Consider the following 20,868-nt stretch of genomic DNA (forward strand, 5'->3'; position numbering starts at 1 on the left):
AAATTCGCCATGGGCTATGCCGCACTCCTGAAATCCTGGCGCCGGATTGTTCTGGCGATATTGCTGGCGACACTCGCCCCGATCGCGCTGGCGGCGGAGCCGGCAAGTATCGATGCGGTGCTCCTTGCTCCATTGGCGGACGACGACACCGATGCCAAGCTGCGCGTCATCTCGCAGCTTGGCCGGCTGGCCAATCCCCGGGCAGCACAAGTGCTCGAGGCCCTGTCCAACGCAAGGCTGTATGCCACCCCGGAAGGCCGAATCCTGATCGCTCATGACGGCAAGCCCGCTATCGACCCGGCCACAGGAGAACAACTCGATGTACCGGCCGACGCCGGCAACATCATGATCAACAACCGGCTACGGCGCGCCATTGCCGGCGCGCTAGCCATATCGCAACTTTTCTCTGACGATGCGCAAGTGCGCCTGTCTGCTGCAAAGCGCATGCAGCAAAGCACGGATACCTCGTCCATCGGCTTGATCGCACAAGCACGATCCCGCGAAACCAATGCAGAGGTGCAAAGCGCACTGGACGTCGCACAGGCCAGCCTGGAGTTGAAAAGCCCCGACCCCGCCACGCGCTTGCGCGCTGTCGAGAGGCTGGGCCATACTCAGCGAGGCGAGTTCCGGCCCACTCTGGCCAGCCTGCTTGCCCAGAACAACGAAGGTATTTACGCCGAACCCGACGAAGAAGTACGTACCGCCGCGGTGGCTGCCCTTCGGAGCATTGACCGGCATCTCAGCAAGATCGAATGGGCGGGCAATCTGTTTTACGGCATTAGCCTGGGCAGCGTCCTGCTGCTGGCGGCACTCGGACTGGCCATCACGTTTGGCCTGATGGGCGTCATCAACATGGCGCATGGCGAGCTGCTGATGATAGGCGCCTACGTCACCTTTCTGATGCAATTGTTCTTTCGGCAGTTCGCGCCGGCCTGGGTAGACTGGTATGTGATCGCAGCCCTGCCCATGGCTTTCCTGGTGACAGCCGGTGTCGGCATGGCACTGGAGCGCACTGTTATTCGATGGCTGTATGGCCGGCCCCTGGAAACCCTGCTGGCGACCTGGGGAATCAGCCTGATACTCATGCAAGGCGTGCGGTCCACCTTTGGTGCCCAGAATGTGGAGGTCAGTAATCCGTCCTGGATGTCCGGCGGTGTCACGCTGCTTGATGGTTTGGTGCTCAGCTATAACCGCCTTGCGATCATTGTATTCGCGCTGCTGGTGGTCTTCTTCATCTGGTTGCTGCTCAACCACACGCGTCTGGGCCTGTTCGTTCGCGCCATCACCCAAAATCGCCGCATGGCCGATTGCGTGGGCGTGCCGACCGGCCGTATCGATATGCTGGCTTTCGGCCTGGGTTCCGGCATTGCGGGGCTGGGCGGTGTCGCCCTGTCCCAATTGGGAAATGTGGGCCCGGATCTGGGACGCGCTTACATCGTCGATTCATTCATGGTGGTCGTCCTCGGTGGCGTGGGCCAGTTGGCCGGAACCGTCATTGCGGCGATGGGCCTGGGCAGCCTCAACAAAATTCTTGAACCCTGGGCTGGCGCTGTTCTGGCCAAAATCACAATACTGGTGCTCATCGTGCTCTTTGTCCAGAAACGTCCGCAAGGCCTCTTCGCCCCGCGCGGGAGGAGTGTCGAATGACTTCGTCCACTCTGGTCACTACGCGAGACCATCTGTTTCGCCGGCAACACCTGTTCTCACCCAGGGCTTGGACCGGCCTGCTGATAGCCATCGTTTTGCTTGCCTTGTTGCCGCTGCTCAATCTGGTGCTGCCTGTCGACCACCCCCTGCACATATCGTCCTACGCAATCGCCTTGTTGGGCAAATTCATGTGCTATGCCATGGCCGCCCTGGCACTGGACCTGGTGTGGGGCTATGCCGGCATCCTGTCGCTGGGCCATGGAATATTCTTTGCACTGGGCGGCTACGCACACGGCATGTATCTCATGCGCTCCATCGGCCGAGATGGCGTCTACCAGAGTCACCTGCCGGACTTCATGGTCTTTCTGGACTGGAGGGAATATCCCTGGTACTGGACGTTCACCGACCACTTCGCCTATGCCATGCTGCTTGTCGTCCTCGTACCTGGTGTCCTGGCATTCATCTTCGGCTATTTTGCATTCCGCTCGCGCATCAAAGGCGTGTATTTCTCGATCATCACGCAGGCCATGACTTTCGCTGCCATGCTGCTCTTCTTCCGCAACGACACAGGCTTTGGCGGAAATAATGGCTTCACCGATTTCAAGCGTATCCTCGGCTTTGACATTACCGCCCCCGACACGCGCGCCGTGCTCTATTGGACAACTCTGATTTTTTTGGGGCTGGCACTCGTTTTCGCACGCGCCATTACGCAGTCCAAGCTTGGACGTGTACTAACCGCCCTGCGTGATTCCGAAAGCCGCCTGCGTTTCATCGGCTATGACCCCCTGGGCTTCAAACTGTTTGTCTGGACCGTCTCGGCGATCATGTGCGGTATTGCTGGTGCACTGTACGTGCCGCAGGTAGGCATCATCAATCCCAGCGAAATGTCTACGGAAACGTCGATAGAAATGGTGATCTGGGTGGCGACCGGCGGACGCGGCACACTGATTGGTCCCGTTCTCGGTGCAGGCGTCGTCAATGGACTCAAGACCTGGTTCACCAGCGCCCTGCCGGAATTCTGGCTGTATGCGCTCGGTCTCATCTTCGTGCTCACCACCCTATTCCTGCCTCACGGCATCGTGGGGCTGCTGCGACGATTTACTGCCCGCAACGCAAGGAGAACATTTTGAAACCTGAACGCGCACGACAGCTGCAACAACTCCAGGCGGCGGTGTTGCTCACAGATTCGGGAAGTGACGCATCGTACGGCCATGTCACCACTCGCGATGTCGACACCCGCCACGGCGTGATTCTTTACCTGGAAGATATCACTGTCAGCTTCGATGGCTTCAAGGCACTGAACAAGCTGAGCCTGGACATCGGCGTCGGTGAATTGCGCTGCATCATTGGTCCCAATGGTGCCGGCAAGACCACCATGATGGACGTCATCACTGGAAAAACTGCGCCGACATCCGGCACCGCATTCTTCGGCCAGAACGTAGACCTGACCAAGCTCAGCGAGACCGAGATTGCGCATGCCGGGATAGGACGCAAATTCCAGCGGCCCACTGTCTTCGAGAACCACAGCGTTTTCGAGAACCTGGAACTTGCCATGAAGACCGACAAGCGCGTGAAGCCTACCCTATTTGCAAAACTGACAGGTGAACAGGCCGATGCAATCAGCGCCACCCTGGAATTGATACGGCTCACGCATGAAGCATGGGGTCCCGCTGGCTTGCTATCCCACGGGCAGAAGCAGTGGCTGGAAATCGGCATGCTGCTCATGCAGGAACCCAAGCTATTATTGCTGGACGAGCCGGTGGCCGGCATGACCGACGCCGAGACCGAACGCACCGGCGAGCTGCTCAATGAATTGAAAGGCCGCCACTCGTTGATGGTCGTTGAACACGACATGGACTTCGTGGCCAGCATCGCCGGGAGCGGCAAGGTCACGGTATTGCACGAAGGTTCGGTACTTGCCGAAGGCTCCATGGCGCAGGTCCAGGCGGATCAGCGCGTAATCGAAGTATATCTGGGACGCTGACATGCTCGACGTGCAGGCCATCAACCAATATTACGGCGGCAGCCATACACTGCGGGGCGTTTCCTTGTCCCTGCAAAAAGGCGACTGTCTTGCCTTGCTGGGCCGAAACGGTGTGGGAAAGACCACCTTGCTTAAATGTCTGATGGGCGTGCTGCCGGTCTCGTCCGGCAGCGTTGTCTTCAACGGCGAAGACATCAGCCGCCTGGCACCACATCAGCGTGCGGCGCGGGGCATTGCCTATGTACCGCAAGGACGCGATATTTTCTCGCGACTCACCGTGGAAGAGAACATTCTCATGGGCATGGCCACCAAGCCGGCAGCCGCGGCGCGGCGAATCAAGGGTGAGATCTTCGAGCTTTTCCCCGTGCTGAAATCCATGCTGGCGCGTCGCGGTGGCGACCTTTCCGGGGGACAGCAACAACAGCTGGCCATTGCGCGAGCCCTGGTCGCCGAGCCGAAACTGGTCATACTGGACGAACCCACCGAAGGCATCCAGCCATCCATCATCAAGGATATTGCCAACGTGATAAAGCTGCTTAGGGAACGCGGCGACATCGGCATCTTGCTTTGCGAACAGTACTTTGATTTTGCTCGCCAGCTGGCCGACCAGTTCGTGGTGTTGTCACGTGGCGAGGTAGTGGCAGCCGGCGATAAAACGGAGATCGATGGTGACGACGTGCGTAGCCATCTGTCGGTATGACGCGCATGCTGACCCTTGCCCATCCCCCCACTCTCGACCAATGGCACGCGAAACTCGTCTTGACGTTCGCGCGGCAAGGGCCGGAAAAAACCGTACTCGCTCGGCGCATGCACGAAGGGCCGTTACTGGTCCAGAAGACCCTATATCCCGAAGGGCCGGGCATCTGCCACGCCACCATTCTTCACCCCCCTTCCGGCATCGCCGGCGGCGACATCCTGAAGATCGATATTGCTGTCCAGGACGGCGCCCATGCCGTATTGGGCACACCCGGCGCTACGCGCTGGTATAAAGCCAACGGCAGGCATGCCGCTCAGCATGTACGGATGCGGCTCGCGGCCGGTGCATGCCTGGACTGGCTTCCCCAGGAAAACATCTTCTTCGAGCAGGTGCAGGCGTCCATGAGCACCTGCCTGCACTTGCAAACCGGCGCGCGCGCCATCGGATGGGAGATCAACCAATTGGGCAGCATCGGTAAAGCGACGCATTGGGACGAAGGATGTGTGAGCATGGACACAGAACTGACGCTGGATGGCGAAACCATATGGCGGGAGGCCGGCGAGCTCTGTGCTGCCGGTCCCCTGCGTCATAGCGGCAATGGCCTGGCAGGCTTTCCCGTGCTGGCGACTGTCTGGGCATTCGGCCCCGCACTGAACACCGAGCAGGTCGACGACCTGGCTGCAGACCTGCCCTGGGGTCCTAGCCTGCGCGCCGGCCTGACCCACATACCCCAAGCGAGCGAACAAGGCCTCAGCCTGGTTCGTGTGCTGGGCATACATGCACAGGATGTAAAGCGTCTGCTGATCGCGCTCTGGATGCGCATGCGCCCACTGGTGCTGAACACGCAAGGCGCTTACCTGCGCTTGTGGAACACCTGAAGCCGACAAGGAATCAAATAATGGATCTTACCCCCCGTGAAAGAGACAAGCTGTTTATCTTTACCGCCGCCCTGCTCGCAGAGCGGCGCAAGGCGCGCGGCGTCAAGCTGAACTACCCAGAATCGATCGCCTTTATCACGGCCGCATTGATGGAAGGGGCGCGCGATGGCCGCAGCGTCGCCGATCTCATGCAATTTGGCACCACCATACTAAGCCGGCAAGACGTCATGGAGGGCATACCCGAAATGATCGCCGACATACAAGTGGAAGCCACCTTCCCGGATGGCACCAAGCTGATCACTGTCCATCAGCCCATTATCTGATGCGGCGCCCGCAACACCGACGAACTTCTTCCCATTCAGGATTTTTCTTATGCGCACACGTCCACTTTCACGTCGCCGGTACCCCGTCGCCGCCGGCGCTATGGCCTTTGCCTTTATTTCTGGCGCCGCCATGGCGCACCCTGGACATGAACAGGCCATGTCCAACTCCATGTTTCAAGCGGGACTGTCTCATCCGCTGACCGGCCTGGACCACCTGCTTGCCATGGTGGCGGTAGGAGTATGGGCGGCGTTAAGCTACCAAACTATCCGACAGGCCATCTGGACGCCAGTCGTATTCTTGTGTCTGTTACTGGCGGGCGCGTTGGCAGGCATCGCGGGTCTGCCCCTTCCAGGCGTAGAGCCAGTCATCGCGGCGTCCCTGCTGGTGCTCGGACTATTGCTGGCGAGCCGCACAACATTGACCGGCCCGGCGAGCGCACTGCTGGTGGGGTTCTTTGCCTTGTTCCATGGCATGGCGCATGGTTCCGAACTGCCCGCCGGCGCGGGCGCCTCGGCGTTTATCGCCGCCTTCATGCTAAGCACCCTGTTCTTGCATGGACTGGGTCTGATGGGTGGCTTTGCACTTAAACGACACGCCGCGTGGCTGGCACGCGTTGCAGGTGCCGGCATTGCCGCTTACGGTGTGTCCCTGCTCGCAGCGACCACATGATACGGAAGGAAACTCCGCTTATTCCATTTTCAGGAAGCTAAAAATGATACCTGGTGAAATCATTGCCGAGCCCGGCAGTATTGAACTGAACACCGGCCGCGTCACGTGTGTGGTCGACGTCATCAATGTCGGCGATCGCCCCGTGCAGATTGGGTCTCACTTTCATTTTGCCGAAGTCAATGCCAGCCTGCAATTCGATCGAGCGCTGGCGCGTGGACACCGGCTGAACATCACTTCCGGGACTGCGGTGCGTTTCGAGCCGGGCCAAAAACGCACGGTCGAACTTGTGCAACTGGGCGGCGACCGTATTGTCTACGGCTTCAATGCCGCCGTCATGGGGCCACTCTGATGGTAGCCATTTCGCGACGTGCCTATGCAGAGATTTTCGGCCCCACCGCGGTCAACGGCGTCGGCGATCGCGTCCGCCTTGCCGATACCGGATTGCTGGCGGAAGTTGAAATGGATCATACGATCTTCGGTGAAGAAGTGAAGTTCGGTGGGGGCAAAGTCATACGCGACGGAATGGGACAAAGTCAACGCATGAGCGCCGACTGTGTCGACACTGTGATTACCAATGCGCTGATCATCGACGCGATCACAGGCATTATCAAGGCCGATATCGGCATAAAAAACGGGCTGATTTCGGGCATAGGGAAGGCCGGCAATCCGGACATCCAGCCCGGCGTCACCATTGTGATCGGGCCGGCAACTGAGGTGATCGCCGGCGAAGGTATGATCATCACGGCGGGCGCTATCGACTCCCACATTCACTTCATCTGTCCACAGCAAATCGAGGAAGCCACGTCCAGCGGCATTACCACGATGATAGGCGGCGGCACAGGGCCCGCTACCGGAACACTCGCAACCACCTGCACCCCGGGTCCCTGGCATATCCACTCCATGCTGTGTGCGCTCGATGCGTTCCCGATGAACATTGGTCTGCTGGGGAAAGGCAACGCGAGTCGGCAGGGACCCCTGCTGGAGCAGGTGAATGCCGGCGCCATAGGCCTGAAACTGCATGAGGATTGGGGAACCACTCCGGCCGCCATCGATACGTGCCTGACTGTCGCGGACCAGACGGATGTGCAGGTTGCAATCCATAGCGACACACTGAACGAATCCGGTTTTGTCGAAGATACGTTCAAGGCCTTCAAGGGCCGCACAATCCATTCCTTCCATACCGAAGGAGCTGGAGGCGGCCATGCTCCCGATATCATCCGGGCGGCCGGCCTGCCCAATGTCCTTCCGGCCTCCACCAACCCCACCATGCCCTTCACCGTCAACACCATTGAAGAGCATCTGGATATGCTAATGGTGTGCCATCACCTGGACTCTTCCATAGCCGAAGATCTTGCATTCGCAGAAAGCCGCATACGCCGTGAGACCATTGCCGCCGAAGATGTCTTGCATGATCTGGGTGCGTTCTCCATCATGAGTTCGGATTCGCAAGCAATGGGACGTATCGGTGAGGTCGTATTGCGCACTTGGCAGACGGCGGACAAGATGAAGACACAGCAAGGTGCGCTGCAGGGCGATAGCGCACGCGCCGATAACCATCGCATCAAGCGCTACATCGCCAAGTACACCATCAACCCGGCCCTGGCGCACGGCATAAGCCATAAAGTGGGCTCGATCGAAGTCGGCAAGCTGGCCGACATTGCGCTCTGGCGACCCGCCTTCTTTGGCGTCAAGGCAAGCATGGTGCTCAAGGCAGGCATGATCGCGGCAGCCAGCATGGGCGATCCCGGCGCGTCCATCTCCACGCCGCAACCGGTGCTTTTTCGACCCATGTTCGGCAGCTTCGGCAAAGCACTCAAAACGTCAATCACTTTCCTGTCCCAAGCCGGCATGGCCAACCCTGCCGTCCATGAACTTGGTCTTGCCAAAACATTGGAGCCAGTCTACGGATGCCGCAATGTCGGCAAGAAAGACATGGTGCATAACAATTGGTTGCCACACATCACGGTGGACCCGCAAACCTATCAAGTCATGGCAGATGGCCGGCTGCTGAGCTGCGAGCCAGCCAAAGTCTTGCCCATGGCGCAACGCTACTTTCTCTTTTAGCCATGCGTATCATCCGAAAGCATCTGCGCAACGTGCACATCGCACCTACACTGATCAATAATGTTCCCAAGGCGATCCTGGCGTATTCATCGCGACGCCGCAGTCGCCAGCGCATCAAGCTCGACAACGGGGAAGTGGTGGGCCTCATACTGGAGCGGGGCACAGTGCTGCGCCATGGCGATATCCTGGTTGCTGACGATGGAAAATTCATCGTGGTGCACGCCGCCATCGAGTCCGTCGTGCGCGTCAGCGCCCAACACGCGCCACAATTGACCCGCGCTGCCTACCACTTGGGGAATCGCCATATCCTGGTCGAGATAGGACCGGACTATCTGCAACTCGAATACGATCCGGTGCTCGTCGATATGCTGAGTCAATTGGGCGGCATCACGATAAACCAGGTGGAAGCACCCTTCGAACCTGATGCGGGCGCCTACGGCGGCGGCCACAAACATGGACACGATGAGACATTCGCCGAAGATTATGCCTTGGCTCAGTCAGCTTATGCCGCGCGCGGCGGACCCAACGATGAGCACCCGCATAAGCATGAACACCCCCACAAATAAAGATGTCATGGACGCCAGCCAGCTTACGGCGCTACTGCAACTGTCATCGCCGGCATTGCCCATAGGCGGCTACAGCTATTCTCAAGGTTTCGAAGCAGCCGTAGACCGGCAATTGATACGCGATGAAGCAACCGCCCGCGTATGGATACGCCAACAGCTGGAACTGGTTATCGCCCACTGTGAAGCACCGGTATGGATACTATTGTTCACTGCCTGGGCCGACGAAGACTGGCAAGGACTGGCCTATTGGAACAATTGGTTCCACACTTCGCGGGAAAGCCGCGAGATGCGCCAGGAAACCGGACAAATGGGTTGGTCGCTGGTTAAGCTGGCCACCGACCTGGAGTGGGGCCAGGCTGCGCCACGCGATCGCCTGGCCGCGCTGTCCACCGTCACCCTGCCGGCCGCCCATGCCTATTGCGCGAATGCATTGGGCATAGACAAGACCAAGGGATTGGCTGCGTATTTGTTCACGTGGCTGGAAAACCAGGTGATGGCCGCCATAAAGACCGTGCCTCTCGGGCAAGTGTCGGGACAGCGCATTCTGAACCAGTTGCGTCTATGCATACCCGCCATCTGCAGTGAGGCGATGATCCGTGCTGAACACCAGCCGCCCCGCATTCATACGCTGGCGCCGCAACTAGCCATCCTGTCGTCCCGGCACGAAACCCAGTACTCCCGCTTATTCCGATCCTGACAGAAAGGCCGCATTATGCTCGCTCAACGACACTTTGCCTCCACACCGCCATCGCGCACCAAGTCCCTGCCCCCGCTGCGTATTGGCGTGGGCGGGCCCGTAGGATCGGGGAAAACCACCTTGCTGGAAATGTTATGCAAGCGGATGTCCAGAAAATACGACCTGATCGCCATTACCAACGACATCTACACCAAGGAAGACCAGCGCCTGTTGACGATTTCCGGCGCATTGCCGGCCGAGCGCATCATGGGCGTGGAAACCGGCGGCTGCCCCCATACGGCCATCCGTGAAGATGCCTCCATTAACCTGGAGGCCATCGACCGCATGTTGGGCCGGTTTCCCGATGCGGACATCGTCTTCGTGGAATCGGGCGGTGACAACCTCGCTGCCACCTTCAGCCCCGAACTCTCCGACCTGACGCTCTACGTCATTGATGTCGCTGGCGGTGAGAAGATACCCCGAAAAGGGGGGCCGGGTATTACGAAATCCGACCTTCTCATTATCAACAAAACCGATCTCGCCCCCTACGTTGGCGCATCATTGGAAATAATGAAAGAAGACACACTGCGCATGCGCGGCAACCGTCCGTTTGTCATGGGCACCATCAAAAACGGCGTGGGGCTTGATGAAATCGTTGCATTCATCGAAACCGAAGGCATGGTGGCGGGCGGCGCATGACACAGGGCCCGACGCCCTGTCCGCCGCTATGGTTTCAGCGGTGGGGCGGGCTTTCCACTAAAAAGCGTAAAATACTCCGTCCTTGGATTTAGACCACAGTATTGGAAGCAACTCATCTTGAACACGAAAAGAAGCAAACGCTGGAACGGTAATTTAGATTCATTAAGCACGGATTTCCTGAAAGATGTCATCGAAAAAATGGAGTCCTACGGCCCCAGCGTACAGTTTGAATTGCCCGGAAACGCGCAACGTCCGAATTACCAAGTCATCAACAATGCCGGAAAGAAAATGGCATTCGACAAAAAGAATCTTTTGATGAGCCTGAACTCCGATGGCAATGTAAGCAACACGCTGTCGGCCGTCTTTACCCTTGAAGCCGTCAAGACCGCCATGAAGGGCGGTGGCGCCAAAACGGTTGCGCGGGCTCGCACAAGCCGGCCCAGTACAGCGGGCGGTACTCGCAGCGGCCCGGCACCGGCCGCGCAAATCATCGACACGGTCGAGCATGACAAGTACGGCTACTTCAAGGCGAATCGGGAAACCCTGCCTGAAGGCATCCAGAAACACTCGGCTGAGATCAGCACGCTGATGAAGAACGGCATGTCCGCTGAAGAGGCCTTTGGCGAAATCATCAAGCAGCATTTCTAGACCACTCAAAGCCGGCAATATACAGCCGGCTTCTTTACTCTCTCATCGAGACCGCCCCTGCATGACAATCGAAAGCTTTATCCCCGGCAAAGACGCCTCCCTTGAATCGACGATCAAGACCATGCGGGAGAAGCTTGAGGCACGCGGCTTTCATCTGAATGAATCGTCGCTGCTGCATGAGGTTGATGGCATCTGGTCCACTCACATGAAAGACAAAGACTGTCCCATGCTGTTTTCCAATGGCAAGGGAGCAACGGAACTGGCTGCCCGTGCCAGCGCCTACGGTGAATTCGTTGAACGCCTGGGCACCCATTATTTCTGGACGCACTTCTACCTTGGCGAAACACGCGCCAACCGCCCTTTCGTCCACTACCCGCAAGAACGCTGGTTCGCGCCTGGCACGGACGGAAGCTGGCCAACGGACATGCTGAATCCTGAACTCCATGCGTTCTACAATCCCGACAGCGATATCGACGCGGAAGTGCTGGTTGACCTGAATTCCGGTAATGTCCAACGCGGCATCTGTGCGCTGCCCTACACACGCCTGCGCGATGGCGCAGAGGCCTTCATCCCGGTCAATATCATTGGTAATCTTTACGTAAGCAACGGCATGGCGGCCGGCAATACCATGATGGAAGCGCGGACCCAGGCCCTGTCGGAGATTTTCGAACGCAGTGTCAAATACCGCATCATCAGCGAAGGGCTGAGCCTGCCGGAAGTCCCCGACGATGTCATCGCACGCTTTCCGACCATACAGGCGGGTATCGCGGGCCTGCGCAAGGCAGGCTTCGGTATTCTGGTCAAGGATGCCTCGCTGGGAGGACGCTACCCCGTCATGAATGTGACACTGGTCCACCCTAAGGATCAAGGGATATTCTCCAGCTATGGCGCCCACCCGCGTTTTGAAATTGCGCTGGAACGAGCAATGACCGAGCTGCTGCAAGGCCGCGCACTGGATTCGTTGGAAGGATTCCCCGAACCCGGCTTCGACATGAGCGAAATCAATGCCGTGTCCAACCTGGAAATCCATTTTGTCGATTCAAGCGGTGTGATCAGCTGGAACTTCATGCGCGATACTGCTGACTTTCCTTTTTCTGACTGGAACTTCAGCAGCAGTACTCAGGAAGATTACGAATGGCTGGTCAACTGCATACACGCGGAGGGCCAGGACATCTACGTGTCGGATTTCAGCGAGCAAGGCGCCTACAGCTGCCGGATCCTGGTTCCGGGCATGTCGGAGATTTACCCGGTAGAAGACCTGGACTGGGAAAACAACAGTATCGGCAATGCCATCCGACCTGCGCTGGTACGGCTGGCCGATCTCACTGACACCGAGGCCACCGCACTACTCGCCGACCTGCAGACCATGAACCTGAACGACGAACGCCCGCTATGGGAGATACTTGGCCTGGCAATTCCGGTCGGCACGCCATGGAAACAATTGCGCGTCGGCGAATTGAAGACCTTGCTCGCGCTGGCGATCGGTGACGAAGAAGCCATACGTGAAGGTTGCGACTGGATTCATCACTTCAATGACCTGGAGCCTCGGCGTCGACTGGTGTACCGATGTATAGAAAGCATGTTGAACGTGGACAATCCCGCAGACTACCGCCGCTCGCTGACGCTGATGTATGGCGACGCCACGGTTCGCCAGGCCGAAGCACTGCTTGATCGCAGTGAACGCTACTTTGGCCTGGATACGCTCGGCCCCGACATGGAAGGCAGCGCAATGCATCAGACTTTATTGGCTGCCTACGATAAGCTTTTCGCATAGCGATATGCGGACACGGCCGCTCGCTTACAAGTCCTGCAGGAAATCCAGCAAGGTATCGATTTCCTGCTCGGTATTGAAGTAATGCGGCGATGCCCTGACCATAGGCGGTAAACGTCGGCGCTCCGCATCCAGACGCGTACCGGAGGGCAGCGTCACCCCCATCGTGATGCCTGCCTTGGCGGCCCGTTCCACCACGTGTTCGGCCGGTTCGCCCTCTATGGTGTACGAAACGATTGCGGACAGATCGCGACCCAGATCGCACACCGTCGCCGCCGGCAGAACATGCAAGCCCGAGCGCAAACGTGCGGCCAAGACAACACAACGTTCCTGGATGGCACTCATGCCTATATTCAACGCATAGTCCATCGCCGTGACCAGTCCCATGCGCGCTACATAGTTGGACTCCCAGGTCTCATAACGGCGCGCGCCGTCGCGCAACTCGTACCTGTCGCGTTCAACCCATGGCGCGGAGAAGTGATCAATAGTGTGGGGTTCCAGTTGCGGAATGAAGCCGCTGCGTACGTACAGAAAGCCCGTTCCGCGCGGCCCGCGCAAGAACTTTCGCCCGGTCGCCGTCAACATATCGCAATGCAGCGTCTGCACGTCCACAGGCATCTGCCCCAGTGCCTGGCATGCATCCAGCAGGTAGGCCACGTCATGGGTACGTGCGATCTTTCCCACCTCTGCCGCGGGATTGACCAGACCGCCGTTTGTCGGAATCCAGGTCAGGCAGATGAGTTTTACACGAGGACTGATCATGTGACGCAATGCATCCAGATCGATCGTTCCGGTTGCATCGCTGGGAACCACCTGAATCTCAATACCGAGGCGCTGGCGTAATTGCAGGAGCGCCACGAAATTGGCTCCATATTCTGCCTCGCTGGTCAATACCACGTCGTCTTTCTTGAGAGACATGGAATAAAAAGCCATCTGCCAAGCCGCGGTGGCGCTTTCCATGAAGGCGATCTCTTGCGGCAGAGCGCCGATCAATCGCGCGGCCAACTCGTAAGCAGACGCGAGGCGAACCTGTTCGGACTCGTATGCGCCGTAGCCGCCCAACTGGGCCTCCAAATCAAGATAGTCGTGCATCGCCCTGACCACCGGTATGGGCATCAAGGACGCGCCAGCGCTTGCCAGGAAGACCTTGTCATGCGTGGCAGGTGTATCAGCGCGTATTCGTCCGATATCAAGCATGAGTTCTCCTGCACGAAGCGGCTGTTTGCGAGTGCCGACATGATACAACCAGGTAGTACATGCGAGAAAATGGGCGCCGGAGCGCCCTTGCATGTTGCTGATACTGACGATCAAACCCTTGCTATTTTTTCTTGGCGTCGGCGCCTTGTGAACCGCCCCTGGCCGCCGTGGACCCAAATGGTGAAGCGGGTGCTGCGGGCTTGGGGGCCTGTTTAGGCTTTTTTGCCTCTTTGTTGCCGCGTAATTGACCTTTTGCCATGAAAATACTCCTTGACCTACGATAGTGACATGCCAAATGGCCCCATTAGCATACGCGTAATTGAGCTATAGCGGGTAGGTCGCGCACAATCGCGCTCCACGAGTGAGGCCTAGACCCCAACTGTGAGCGTTACCCGCCGTTGCGCTTGGATAAGAAACACTACGGGATAACCCTTGAACTCTCGTTCGATACTGTCATCATGTAAGATCATTCACGCACGCTAGGAGACTGCATGCAATTACCTTATACCCGAACCCTGTCCGCTGTCCTTTTGACTTTCGGTCTGAGCACTGGCGTCGCCATGGCACAACAGGCAGCTCCATCTCAATCGCCGAATGCGCCCGTTACTGCGCCATCCGCGAATTTTTCCGATGCTCAACTTGAGAAATTCGTTACGGCATCCCAGAAAGTCGCCATGATTTCCCAGGAATACACGCCCAAGCTTGAGGAGTCCGCCGACGAGGGCAAGCGCAAGAAGGTATTCAAGGAAGCCGACGATAAAATGGTACAAGCTGTCCATGCGGAAGGGATGACGGTCGACCAGTTCAATGGTATGAATCAGGCAATCCAGTCCAATCCCCAGCTGGTCCAGCGCGTCCAACAGCTGATCAAGTAGTCACGAGCCGGACCCTGGCGAGCCTGGCGCCGGGGCCGTTCCTGACCGGGTCGTTCCTGACCGGGTCGCTCCTGACCGGGTCGCTCCTGACCGGGTCGCTCCTGACCGGGTCGCGTACCAGCCCTTCACCCCGTTTATGGTGCCGCTGATCGTGTTCCCGTCAACCTGGCCGCTATAGGTGGTGTCGCCAACGCTAAAGACGAGTTGGGCGCCAGTCAGACGACCGTCATGAATGGCCCGCGTGTCACCACCATCGCGCAGCGTTCCTTCCACAACCTGATAAGACTGGCTCAGCACCAGTTCCTTGTCACCCAGCCACCACGTACCTGCAACGTTGGCTGGCACTATCCATTTGTAGGCAGTGCAAAAATGCGTGCATCCCTCTTGCACATCGATCGTGTCGTCCGGTTGCCAGTCGCCCATGGTGAAGGAATTCGATAGGACGCGCGTTCCCGGCTTCATATTAAGTATCGAGGGTCGCAACTTGATATTCAGATTGGGCAGCAAGAAAAGCGTCACGACCGTCGCGTCGGAGAAATCGGACTCAAAAATGTCGGCATGTTCGAAAATCGCTCTATCTTCAACACCCTCCAGTTTTGCCGTTCGTTTGGACAACTCGACCATTTTCGGGTCGTATTCAATTCCGCGGGCCATGGCGCCCCGCTTGGCTGCTGTGATGACTGTTCTGCCGTCGCCCGATCCCAGGTCCACCAAGTAATCTGAACTCGTCAGTCGAACGGCATCGAGCATGCGGTCGACCAGAACCTGAGAAGTGGGCACCCAGATCACGTCCTTGCCGGACTGCCCCACCTTCGGCTTGAACGTCGACGAGTCCGCCGTAACGGTCGGCGCGGTGGCGGTTTGCGCCGGGGCATGCTGATGCAGTGCGACCATGCACAGTGCTGTGGCAATGAAGCATTTGCGAAGTGTGGACATCACGGGCCTCCTGACGATTAGTACTCCATTTCTTCTTCCAGCTTTTTCTTGAAGAAGAGTATCGGTATGCCCGAAGCAAGCACAGCAAGGCCAATCAAGCCCGCGACCCCCGTGTATGCAATGCTGGCATAAAGCATGTACAGACAGGTGCAACAGAAAATAAGCGGCGTCCAAGGGTAAAACGGTACTTTGTACGGCAAAACGCGCTCGGGATGCCGCCAGCGCAGGACAAAAAGAGCGATGGCCACCATCAGTAGAAAGCCCCAGAACACCGGCGCCGTATAGTCCACCATGGCCTTGAAGCCATCACGCGTAATCGCTCCAAGGGTGATCAATGCAAGCGCGATCAGGGCCTGTACGATCTGACCATTGGCAGGAGTCTTGCCGCGGCCGTCCCATATGCCGATCCAGGACATCACCGTCATATCGCGAGCCATGGCGTAGAATACCCTGGAGCCCGTGAACAGGGTGGCGTTAAGGGTCGAAATCGCCGCAACCACGATGGTCAAAGTTACAACAATCTCCGCCGAGGGCCCGGCGACCACGCGCATCATGTCCGCAGCAACGGCGTCCGACTTGCGCAGCCCCTCGAGCCCCAGAGTGGAAAGCAGCGCGACGTTGGCAAGCACGTATAAAGCTGCCACCATCAGCGTACCGATGGTGAGTACTTTTGCAATATTGCGAGGCGCATTCTTCAATTCGCCGGTCAGGTAGGCAGCCTCATTCCATCCTCCATAGGTGAGCAGGACGAAGATCATTGCCATGCCCACACCAGCCGTTTCGGGGAGCATCGAGACAGGCGCCGTAGGTTCAGCAGGACTGAACAGTCCGAACATGATGATCCCGGCTATGGCAAGGACCTCGATAAACGTCACCACGATCTGAAGGTTCTTTCCTTCGGTGGAGCCGATGATGTTCACGGTGCTCAATATGATGACCGACAAAGCGGCATAAATTGCCGATCCATAGGGGCCTAACGGTGCAATCTGAGCGGCGTAGTCGCCCAGCACAAACGCCACGCCCGCGATGGCGCCAGTCTGGATCACTGTGCAACGCGCCCATCCAAACATCATAGCGACCGATCTTCCATACGCCTTGGAAAGAAAATGATATTCGCCACCCGAGTGCGGATGAGCGGCAGACAGTTCGGCATAGCACAATGCACCTACCAGCGTCATGGCGCCGCCCAGTACCCACACCATGACAAACATGAATCCACTGCCGACGTTGGCAGCCACGATGGACGGCGTCCGGAATATACCGATTCCGACCACCAGCCCCACCACGATGGTCACTGCATCAAATACCGAAAGCAATGCTTCAGGCCCAGCGCGGTTCTGGTCGGCCATGTGAACTCCCACGTGCAGTTTGATGGCGCCCAGCTAGTAACAGTATTCCCGGGGCGCCAGCGACAGCAGCAAGATTCTTGCCAGACAAGGTCAGCAGACCAAGGCCGGCCAATTGTAAGGTGCCTTCCTTTCTTTACAGCATGGTGAGAGACGAGAAAGCTACTGCAGGGCCGGTCTCAGGGGCTTGAGGGGGTTTCTGCCTTCTGACTGTCTGGTCGCCAATTCCGCGACATCCACTTGCCCGACGGCAGGGGAAATCTTGAATACAGCCACGGCGTTGGCCAGATAACGCGCCTGATCCTGGAGCGAACTGGCGGCAGCGGCCGCCTGTTCGACGAGGGCGGCATTTTGCTGGGTCACTTCATCCATTTGCGAGACAGCCAGATTGACCTGGTCGATGCCCATGGACTGCTCTTCGGAAGCGCTGGCGATCTCCTTCATGATTTCGGTTACGCGCTGCACTGATGACAGCAATTCTTCCATGGTCAAACCCGCGCCCTCGACCTTCGCCGCGCCATCATTGATTTCGGATAACGAGGCGCCGATTAACGCCTTGATTTCTTTTGCCGCATCGGCGCTGCGCTGGGCGAGCGACCGCACTTCCGATGCGACCACGGCAAAGCCCCGCCCCTGTTCACCGGCGCGCGCCGCTTCAACCGCCGCATTCAGCGCCAGGATATTGGTCTGAAACGCGATGCTGTCAATCACGCTAACGATTTCTCCTATTTTTCCGGAGCTCGCCGAAATTCGGTGCATGGTTTCCACGACACCCGTGACGGCCTGGCCGCCCCGATGCGCCACATCGGAAGCGGTGTCGGCCAATGCGGTCGCCTGGCGGGCATGATCGGTATTCTGCTTTACGGTCGCGGCCAATTCATCCATGCTGGCCGCCGTCTCTTGCAAGGAGGCGGCCTGCTGCTCGGTTCGGCTGGACAGGTCTGCGTTGCCCGAGGCGATCTCGGTGGCGCCCACATTGATTTCGTCCACGCCCGCGCGCACGGCGGAAATGGCGCGTTGTAAATTGTCTTGGGTGCGCTTGAGGTTATCAAGCAAGGCATGGACTTCATTCCTGCTGTTGGCGGGAACGTCGTCGATGCGATTGCTGAAGTCGCCCGCCCCGAGCTTCTCCATCACTTCGATCACTTGCCGGACCGGCCGGAGAATGCGGGCCACCCCCAAGCCTACCAATAGTGAAATCAGCAATGTGCCGATCAGCATAAGCGCCAGCTGAATGGCCAGATACTGATAACTTTTAAGCAAAAAGGCATTCTGGTCTCCGACCCCATACAGAATCCAATTCCAGTTATCCACGGTACGCCAGGCCATGAACCTGGCTGTGTTCTCGGCGCCCAGACTCACACTGGCAAAACCATTGGGCTGTCGATACATGTTTTCGAGTGTGGCGACATCGGCGAGCGGCATGCTCGCTGACAGAGGTTCACCGGGTTTGCCCTGGGATCCGGCGATCTGAAGCCACTGTTTGTTGTCGTTGGAACGTTGCAGAATGCCAAGCGTGCCATGCTCGGCAACCTTGGCCATGGCCACCGTCCGCAGTACAGCATCGACCTGTGCATGGACATCGACACGCACAGAAAATCCACCATATACGTTTCCGGCATCATCTTTCAAGGGCTTTATGCTCATGGCGTACCATTTGCCATTGCGCTGGACCAGGCCACTGTACGGCTTGCCGCTATCCAGCGTACGGGCCAGCAGGTCCTTGCTGTCCACCGTACTGCCCAGGCGTATCGTGCCCTGGGCATCTCGCAACAATGTGGCCACGCGCACCCACTTGTCACCCGACCGCACGATGATGGCGGGATCGGCACCCGTATTCATATTGATGCGCTGCAATGTGTCGATATCGCCGTTGACAATGCGATCGTCAACCACCAGCAAGGGGACTTCGCCGCCCTCCTCGGTATCGATCGTGCCTCCATCGAGGACGGGGATGCCACCCAACTCGCGCTCCATTACCGGAATGAGTTCCTGGCCGCGTGCGCTGGCGCTCGCAAAGACGATTTGCAGGGACTGGTCCGTACCATCCAGGGCCGCCGTCAACTCGCGCTGCACATTGTCAATGGCAGCCAGCCGGCTTTGCCAGGCCATTGCAGCCGTCACGGCGAGCATGACAATGGCTGTCACAACCGATGTTGTCCGGAACATCCGCAATGCCAATGACTGCCTGGACATCCACCCTTTACCTACCACTTTGTTTTTTATTTTAGTGCGCGCCACGGTTGTCTCCATGATGGCCTTCCCGTTGGAATACACGGTTGGTATCCAATTAACGGCGCCGTGATGAGGTTCTTTACCGCGCTGGCGCTAGGGATTTCCCTGCACGGAGGGTTACATCACTGCACTCATGGCGCGCTGAAGAAATTCGGGCACGGACATCGCCTGGCCGTTCAAATCGACTTTGTCGTTTTCATACAATATGGCCGTGCTTGCCGTGTCGCCTTCTGCAACGATGAGTCCAGCCCCGCTCAGACGCGCGACATATTGGTCGTAAATCATCGCCCCCAGCACTTGCATCTGTTGCGCTTGCTGGGGATCGTTTTGTACCTGACCCAGTGCCTGGATGAGCATAGGCTTGGATATGGACAGGTCAAGTTTCACACGCTTCAGTATTTCGGCGAGCAGTACATCGGTGCGCTGCTCTTGTGAATTGTCCGGGCTGGCAAGATCAACCTGCAAGCCGGTCTTGCTTTCGCCGTGGGCATTCTTCCATACCAGGGGATCAATGGAAATCGATGGGCTGGAAGCCAGCATGGCAACCAGCTTTTCACGCATGACAGCTTCCTCAGCGTCGGTCAATACCAATTCCTCGTCAGCCGAAATACCTTCCCTGGCAACGATCTTATCGTAGGTCGTCGCCAGGTCGGTCAGCGCGTCAACATCCAGCTGGCGCGCGCTGGCACCCACGGAGACGCTGCCCAGATCTATTTCCCCAATAGCAATACGACCAAAATCGTAACGTAGCGTACCGTCCAGCAACTTGCCCTTTTGCTGACTGTCTACGGCCATGGACAGCTCTTCCAATACCACAGCGCGCCCTGCCGGACTATCAATGGCCAGCGACTGGACCGTCGCATTACTTTGCGTCGACACGTCGCTCTGATTCGACATCGTGGTTTTGCTATTGGCCTGGATATTCTTGATCAATAGGTTTTCACCCGTTTGCTCATTGGTCACCGAAAAAGATGCGACCTGCCCGGCTGCCGTATTGTCATTGAAGTCGTTGGTGAAGTTCATCTCAACGACGCCACCGCTGAAGGAGATTTTCTCGCCGTCTTCAACCAGCTCGGCCGGGGAGAATGTCCAGACAGACCGGCCAGTACCACCGAAGCCGACACGTGTTTCAATATTGAGGGGCGATTTGCCATTCTGGCTATCGAACCATTTCTGGGTGGCCGGCGTGGGACGAAGCTGCGCCTGGCTATGGGCAAGCATCGGCATGAAATCGCCCGCAGCCACCGCGCTGGCTGGTAGCGGTCCATGTTGCAGCTTATCGTGCAATTTCAGTTCCAGCGGTGTACCGTCTTCATCTTTCATGAACAGGGTGTAGCTGACGTCCGAGGCGAACCAGCCGCGTTGATAGTCGTTGATTTCTATCCTGAGATTGTCGGCGCCCATGTCGGCGCCCAGCATCTTGATCACACGTTCATTGGCTTGCGCCACGACACGTTCCACGGTGACTTGCGCCTGCTTCCCCACATACCAGGTGGCGCCCATATATGCTACGCCCAAGACTACAACCACCCCAATTACGCCAGTGCTTCTCTTCATTATGTTCCTGTTCTATTTCATTGCGGCGGGACCGCGCGCATGCAGCGCGCTGGATAAACAAGGCCGATTTGCCGGGATCCATTTAACCACGATGGAACG

Annotated in this window: 21 protein-coding genes; 15 read left to right on the forward strand and 6 right to left on the reverse strand. The window is 57.9% G+C overall.

The features are described from left to right. Positions 1–9: 9 nt before the first annotated feature. The 14 genes from urtB (at position 10) to ycaO (ending at position 12,626) form a co-directional block, all read left to right on the forward strand. Positions 10–1,647, forward strand: a complete 1,638-nt coding sequence (gene urtB, locus CR155_RS09860) for an urea ABC transporter permease subunit UrtB (protein ID WP_102070144.1) — start codon at positions 10–12, stop codon at positions 1,645–1,647. Beyond that, positions 1,644–2,777: an urea ABC transporter permease subunit UrtC gene (gene urtC, locus CR155_RS09865; RefSeq protein ID WP_102069878.1), complete on the forward strand. Its 1,134-nt coding sequence runs from the start codon at positions 1,644–1,646 to the stop codon at positions 2,775–2,777. The genes urtB and urtC overlap by 4 nt, the downstream gene beginning before the upstream one ends. Positions 2,778–2,818: 41 nt before the next feature. Next, complete coding sequence (gene urtD, locus CR155_RS09870) at positions 2,819–3,631, forward strand: urea ABC transporter ATP-binding protein UrtD (protein ID WP_233214180.1); 813 nt, start codon at positions 2,819–2,821, stop codon at positions 3,629–3,631. A gap of 1 nt (position 3,632) precedes the next feature. Further along, positions 3,633–4,331: an urea ABC transporter ATP-binding subunit UrtE gene (urtE, locus tag CR155_RS09875; RefSeq protein ID WP_102069879.1), complete on the forward strand. Its 699-nt coding sequence runs from the start codon at positions 3,633–3,635 to the stop codon at positions 4,329–4,331. A gap of 5 nt (positions 4,332–4,336) precedes the next feature. Beyond that, a complete protein-coding gene (locus CR155_RS09880; protein WP_102070146.1) occupies positions 4,337–5,206 on the forward strand; it encodes an urease accessory protein UreD in 870 nt (289 codons plus the stop codon). 20 nt (positions 5,207–5,226) lie between these two features. After that, entirely contained in the window at positions 5,227–5,529 is a 303-nt protein-coding gene (locus tag CR155_RS09885; RefSeq protein WP_102069880.1) for an urease subunit gamma, read from the forward strand. Between the two features lie 49 nt (positions 5,530–5,578). Continuing rightward, complete coding sequence (locus tag CR155_RS09890) at positions 5,579–6,199, forward strand: HupE/UreJ family protein (RefSeq protein WP_102069881.1); 621 nt, start codon at positions 5,579–5,581, stop codon at positions 6,197–6,199. 43 nt (positions 6,200–6,242) lie between these two features. Further along, positions 6,243–6,548, forward strand: a complete 306-nt coding sequence (locus tag CR155_RS09895; protein ID WP_102069882.1) for an urease subunit beta — start codon at positions 6,243–6,245, stop codon at positions 6,546–6,548. Continuing rightward, complete coding sequence (gene ureC / locus CR155_RS09900) at positions 6,548–8,263, forward strand: urease subunit alpha (protein WP_102069883.1); 1,716 nt, start codon at positions 6,548–6,550, stop codon at positions 8,261–8,263. The genes CR155_RS09895 and ureC overlap by 1 nt, the downstream gene beginning before the upstream one ends. A gap of 2 nt (positions 8,264–8,265) precedes the next feature. Continuing rightward, positions 8,266–8,829 carry an urease accessory protein UreE gene (gene ureE / locus CR155_RS09905; RefSeq protein WP_102069884.1) on the forward strand — a complete coding sequence of 188 codons (564 nt, stop codon included), beginning with the start codon at positions 8,266–8,268 and terminating at the stop codon, positions 8,827–8,829. Continuing rightward, on the forward strand, positions 8,810–9,526 hold the full coding sequence (locus CR155_RS09910; RefSeq protein ID WP_102069885.1) for an urease accessory protein UreF: 717 nt from the start codon (positions 8,810–8,812) through the stop codon (positions 9,524–9,526). The genes ureE and CR155_RS09910 overlap by 20 nt, the downstream gene beginning before the upstream one ends. 15 nt (positions 9,527–9,541) lie before the next feature. Then, complete coding sequence (gene ureG / locus CR155_RS09915) at positions 9,542–10,204, forward strand: urease accessory protein UreG (protein WP_102069886.1); 663 nt, start codon at positions 9,542–9,544, stop codon at positions 10,202–10,204. A gap of 117 nt (positions 10,205–10,321) precedes the next feature. After that, positions 10,322–10,852 carry a hypothetical protein gene (locus CR155_RS09920; RefSeq protein WP_102069887.1) on the forward strand — a complete coding sequence of 177 codons (531 nt, stop codon included), beginning with the start codon at positions 10,322–10,324 and terminating at the stop codon, positions 10,850–10,852. Positions 10,853–10,913: 61 nt separating this feature from the next. Further along, positions 10,914–12,626, forward strand: coding sequence for a 30S ribosomal protein S12 methylthiotransferase accessory factor YcaO (ycaO, locus tag CR155_RS09925; RefSeq protein ID WP_102069888.1), 1,713 nt, complete (start codon positions 10,914–10,916; stop codon positions 12,624–12,626). Between the two features lie 24 nt (positions 12,627–12,650). On the opposite strand, the gene CR155_RS09930 is transcribed toward ycaO, so the two are convergent. Together CR155_RS09930 and CR155_RS20890 are read right to left on the reverse strand one after the other, a co-directional pair. Next, the gene (locus CR155_RS09930; RefSeq protein ID WP_102069889.1) at positions 12,651–13,820 is read right to left on the reverse strand and encodes an aminotransferase class V-fold PLP-dependent enzyme; all 1,170 of its coding nucleotides are present in this window, start codon (positions 13,818–13,820) and stop codon (positions 12,651–12,653) included. 121 nt (positions 13,821–13,941) lie between these two features. Next, positions 13,942–14,079 (reverse strand): hypothetical protein, encoded by a 138-nt coding sequence (locus CR155_RS20890; protein WP_199171726.1) that lies wholly within the window; start codon positions 14,077–14,079, stop codon positions 13,942–13,944. A 232-nt stretch (positions 14,080–14,311) separates the two neighbouring features. Here CR155_RS20890 and CR155_RS09935 point away from each other — a divergent pair, with 232 nt between their 5' ends. Then, complete coding sequence (locus CR155_RS09935; protein ID WP_102069890.1) at positions 14,312–14,695, forward strand: DUF4168 domain-containing protein; 384 nt, start codon at positions 14,312–14,314, stop codon at positions 14,693–14,695. Here CR155_RS09935 and CR155_RS09940 read toward each other — a convergent pair whose 3' ends face one another. The 4 genes from CR155_RS09940 to CR155_RS09955 all read right to left on the reverse strand — a co-directional run bounded on the left by CR155_RS09940 (position 14,696) and on the right by CR155_RS09955 (position 20,769). Then, the gene (locus tag CR155_RS09940) at positions 14,696–15,631 is read right to left on the reverse strand and encodes an SAM-dependent methyltransferase (protein ID WP_102069891.1); all 936 of its coding nucleotides are present in this window, start codon (positions 15,629–15,631) and stop codon (positions 14,696–14,698) included. Between the two features lie 17 nt (positions 15,632–15,648). Next, the gene (locus tag CR155_RS09945; protein ID WP_102069892.1) at positions 15,649–16,980 is read right to left on the reverse strand and encodes an APC family permease; all 1,332 of its coding nucleotides are present in this window, start codon (positions 16,978–16,980) and stop codon (positions 15,649–15,651) included. A gap of 159 nt (positions 16,981–17,139) precedes the next feature. Further along, positions 17,140–19,218: a methyl-accepting chemotaxis protein gene (locus tag CR155_RS21270; RefSeq protein WP_304528516.1), complete on the reverse strand. Its 2,079-nt coding sequence runs from the start codon at positions 19,216–19,218 to the stop codon at positions 17,140–17,142. A 111-nt stretch (positions 19,219–19,329) separates the two neighbouring features. Next, on the reverse strand, positions 19,330–20,769 hold the full coding sequence (locus CR155_RS09955; RefSeq protein WP_102069893.1) for a YdgA family protein: 1,440 nt from the start codon (positions 20,767–20,769) through the stop codon (positions 19,330–19,332). Between the last annotated feature and the right edge of the window lie 99 nt (positions 20,770–20,868).

The sequence above is a fragment of the Pollutimonas nitritireducens genome (assembly GCF_002849615.1).
In the GTDB taxonomy this organism is placed as follows: Bacteria; Pseudomonadota; Gammaproteobacteria; order Burkholderiales; family Burkholderiaceae_B; genus Pollutimonas; species Pollutimonas nitritireducens.

Bases quoted from the DNA above. Each gene is read 5' to 3' on its own strand.
- urtB (WP_102070144.1), top strand. From the start codon at position 10: ATGGGCTATGCCGCACTCCTGAAATCCTGGCGCCGGATTGTTCTGGCG.
- urtC (WP_102069878.1), top strand. From the start codon at position 1,644: ATGACTTCGTCCACTCTGGTCACTACGCGAGACCATCTGTTTCGCCGG.
- urtE (WP_102069879.1), top strand. From the start codon at position 3,633: ATGCTCGACGTGCAGGCCATCAACCAATATTACGGCGGCAGCCATACA.
- CR155_RS09880 (WP_102070146.1), top strand. From the start codon at position 4,337: ATGCTGACCCTTGCCCATCCCCCCACTCTCGACCAATGGCACGCGAAA.
- CR155_RS09885 (WP_102069880.1), top strand. From the start codon at position 5,227: ATGGATCTTACCCCCCGTGAAAGAGACAAGCTGTTTATCTTTACCGCC.
- CR155_RS09890 (WP_102069881.1), top strand. From the start codon at position 5,579: ATGCGCACACGTCCACTTTCACGTCGCCGGTACCCCGTCGCCGCCGGC.
- CR155_RS09895 (WP_102069882.1), top strand. From the start codon at position 6,243: ATGATACCTGGTGAAATCATTGCCGAGCCCGGCAGTATTGAACTGAAC.
- ureC (WP_102069883.1), top strand. From the start codon at position 6,548: ATGGTAGCCATTTCGCGACGTGCCTATGCAGAGATTTTCGGCCCCACC.
- ureE (WP_102069884.1), top strand. From the start codon at position 8,266: ATGCGTATCATCCGAAAGCATCTGCGCAACGTGCACATCGCACCTACA.
- CR155_RS09910 (WP_102069885.1), top strand. From the start codon at position 8,810: ATGAACACCCCCACAAATAAAGATGTCATGGACGCCAGCCAGCTTACG.
- ureG (WP_102069886.1), top strand. From the start codon at position 9,542: ATGCTCGCTCAACGACACTTTGCCTCCACACCGCCATCGCGCACCAAG.
- ycaO (WP_102069888.1), top strand. From the start codon at position 10,914: ATGACAATCGAAAGCTTTATCCCCGGCAAAGACGCCTCCCTTGAATCG.
- CR155_RS09930 (WP_102069889.1), bottom strand. From the start codon at position 13,820: ATGCTTGATATCGGACGAATACGCGCTGATACACCTGCCACGCATGAC.
- CR155_RS20890 (WP_199171726.1), bottom strand. From the start codon at position 14,079: ATGGCAAAAGGTCAATTACGCGGCAACAAAGAGGCAAAAAAGCCTAAA.
- CR155_RS09935 (WP_102069890.1), top strand. From the start codon at position 14,312: ATGCAATTACCTTATACCCGAACCCTGTCCGCTGTCCTTTTGACTTTC.
- CR155_RS09940 (WP_102069891.1), bottom strand. From the start codon at position 15,631: ATGTCCACACTTCGCAAATGCTTCATTGCCACAGCACTGTGCATGGTC.
- CR155_RS09945 (WP_102069892.1), bottom strand. From the start codon at position 16,980: ATGGCCGACCAGAACCGCGCTGGGCCTGAAGCATTGCTTTCGGTATTT.
- CR155_RS09955 (WP_102069893.1), bottom strand. From the start codon at position 20,769: ATGAAGAGAAGCACTGGCGTAATTGGGGTGGTTGTAGTCTTGGGCGTA.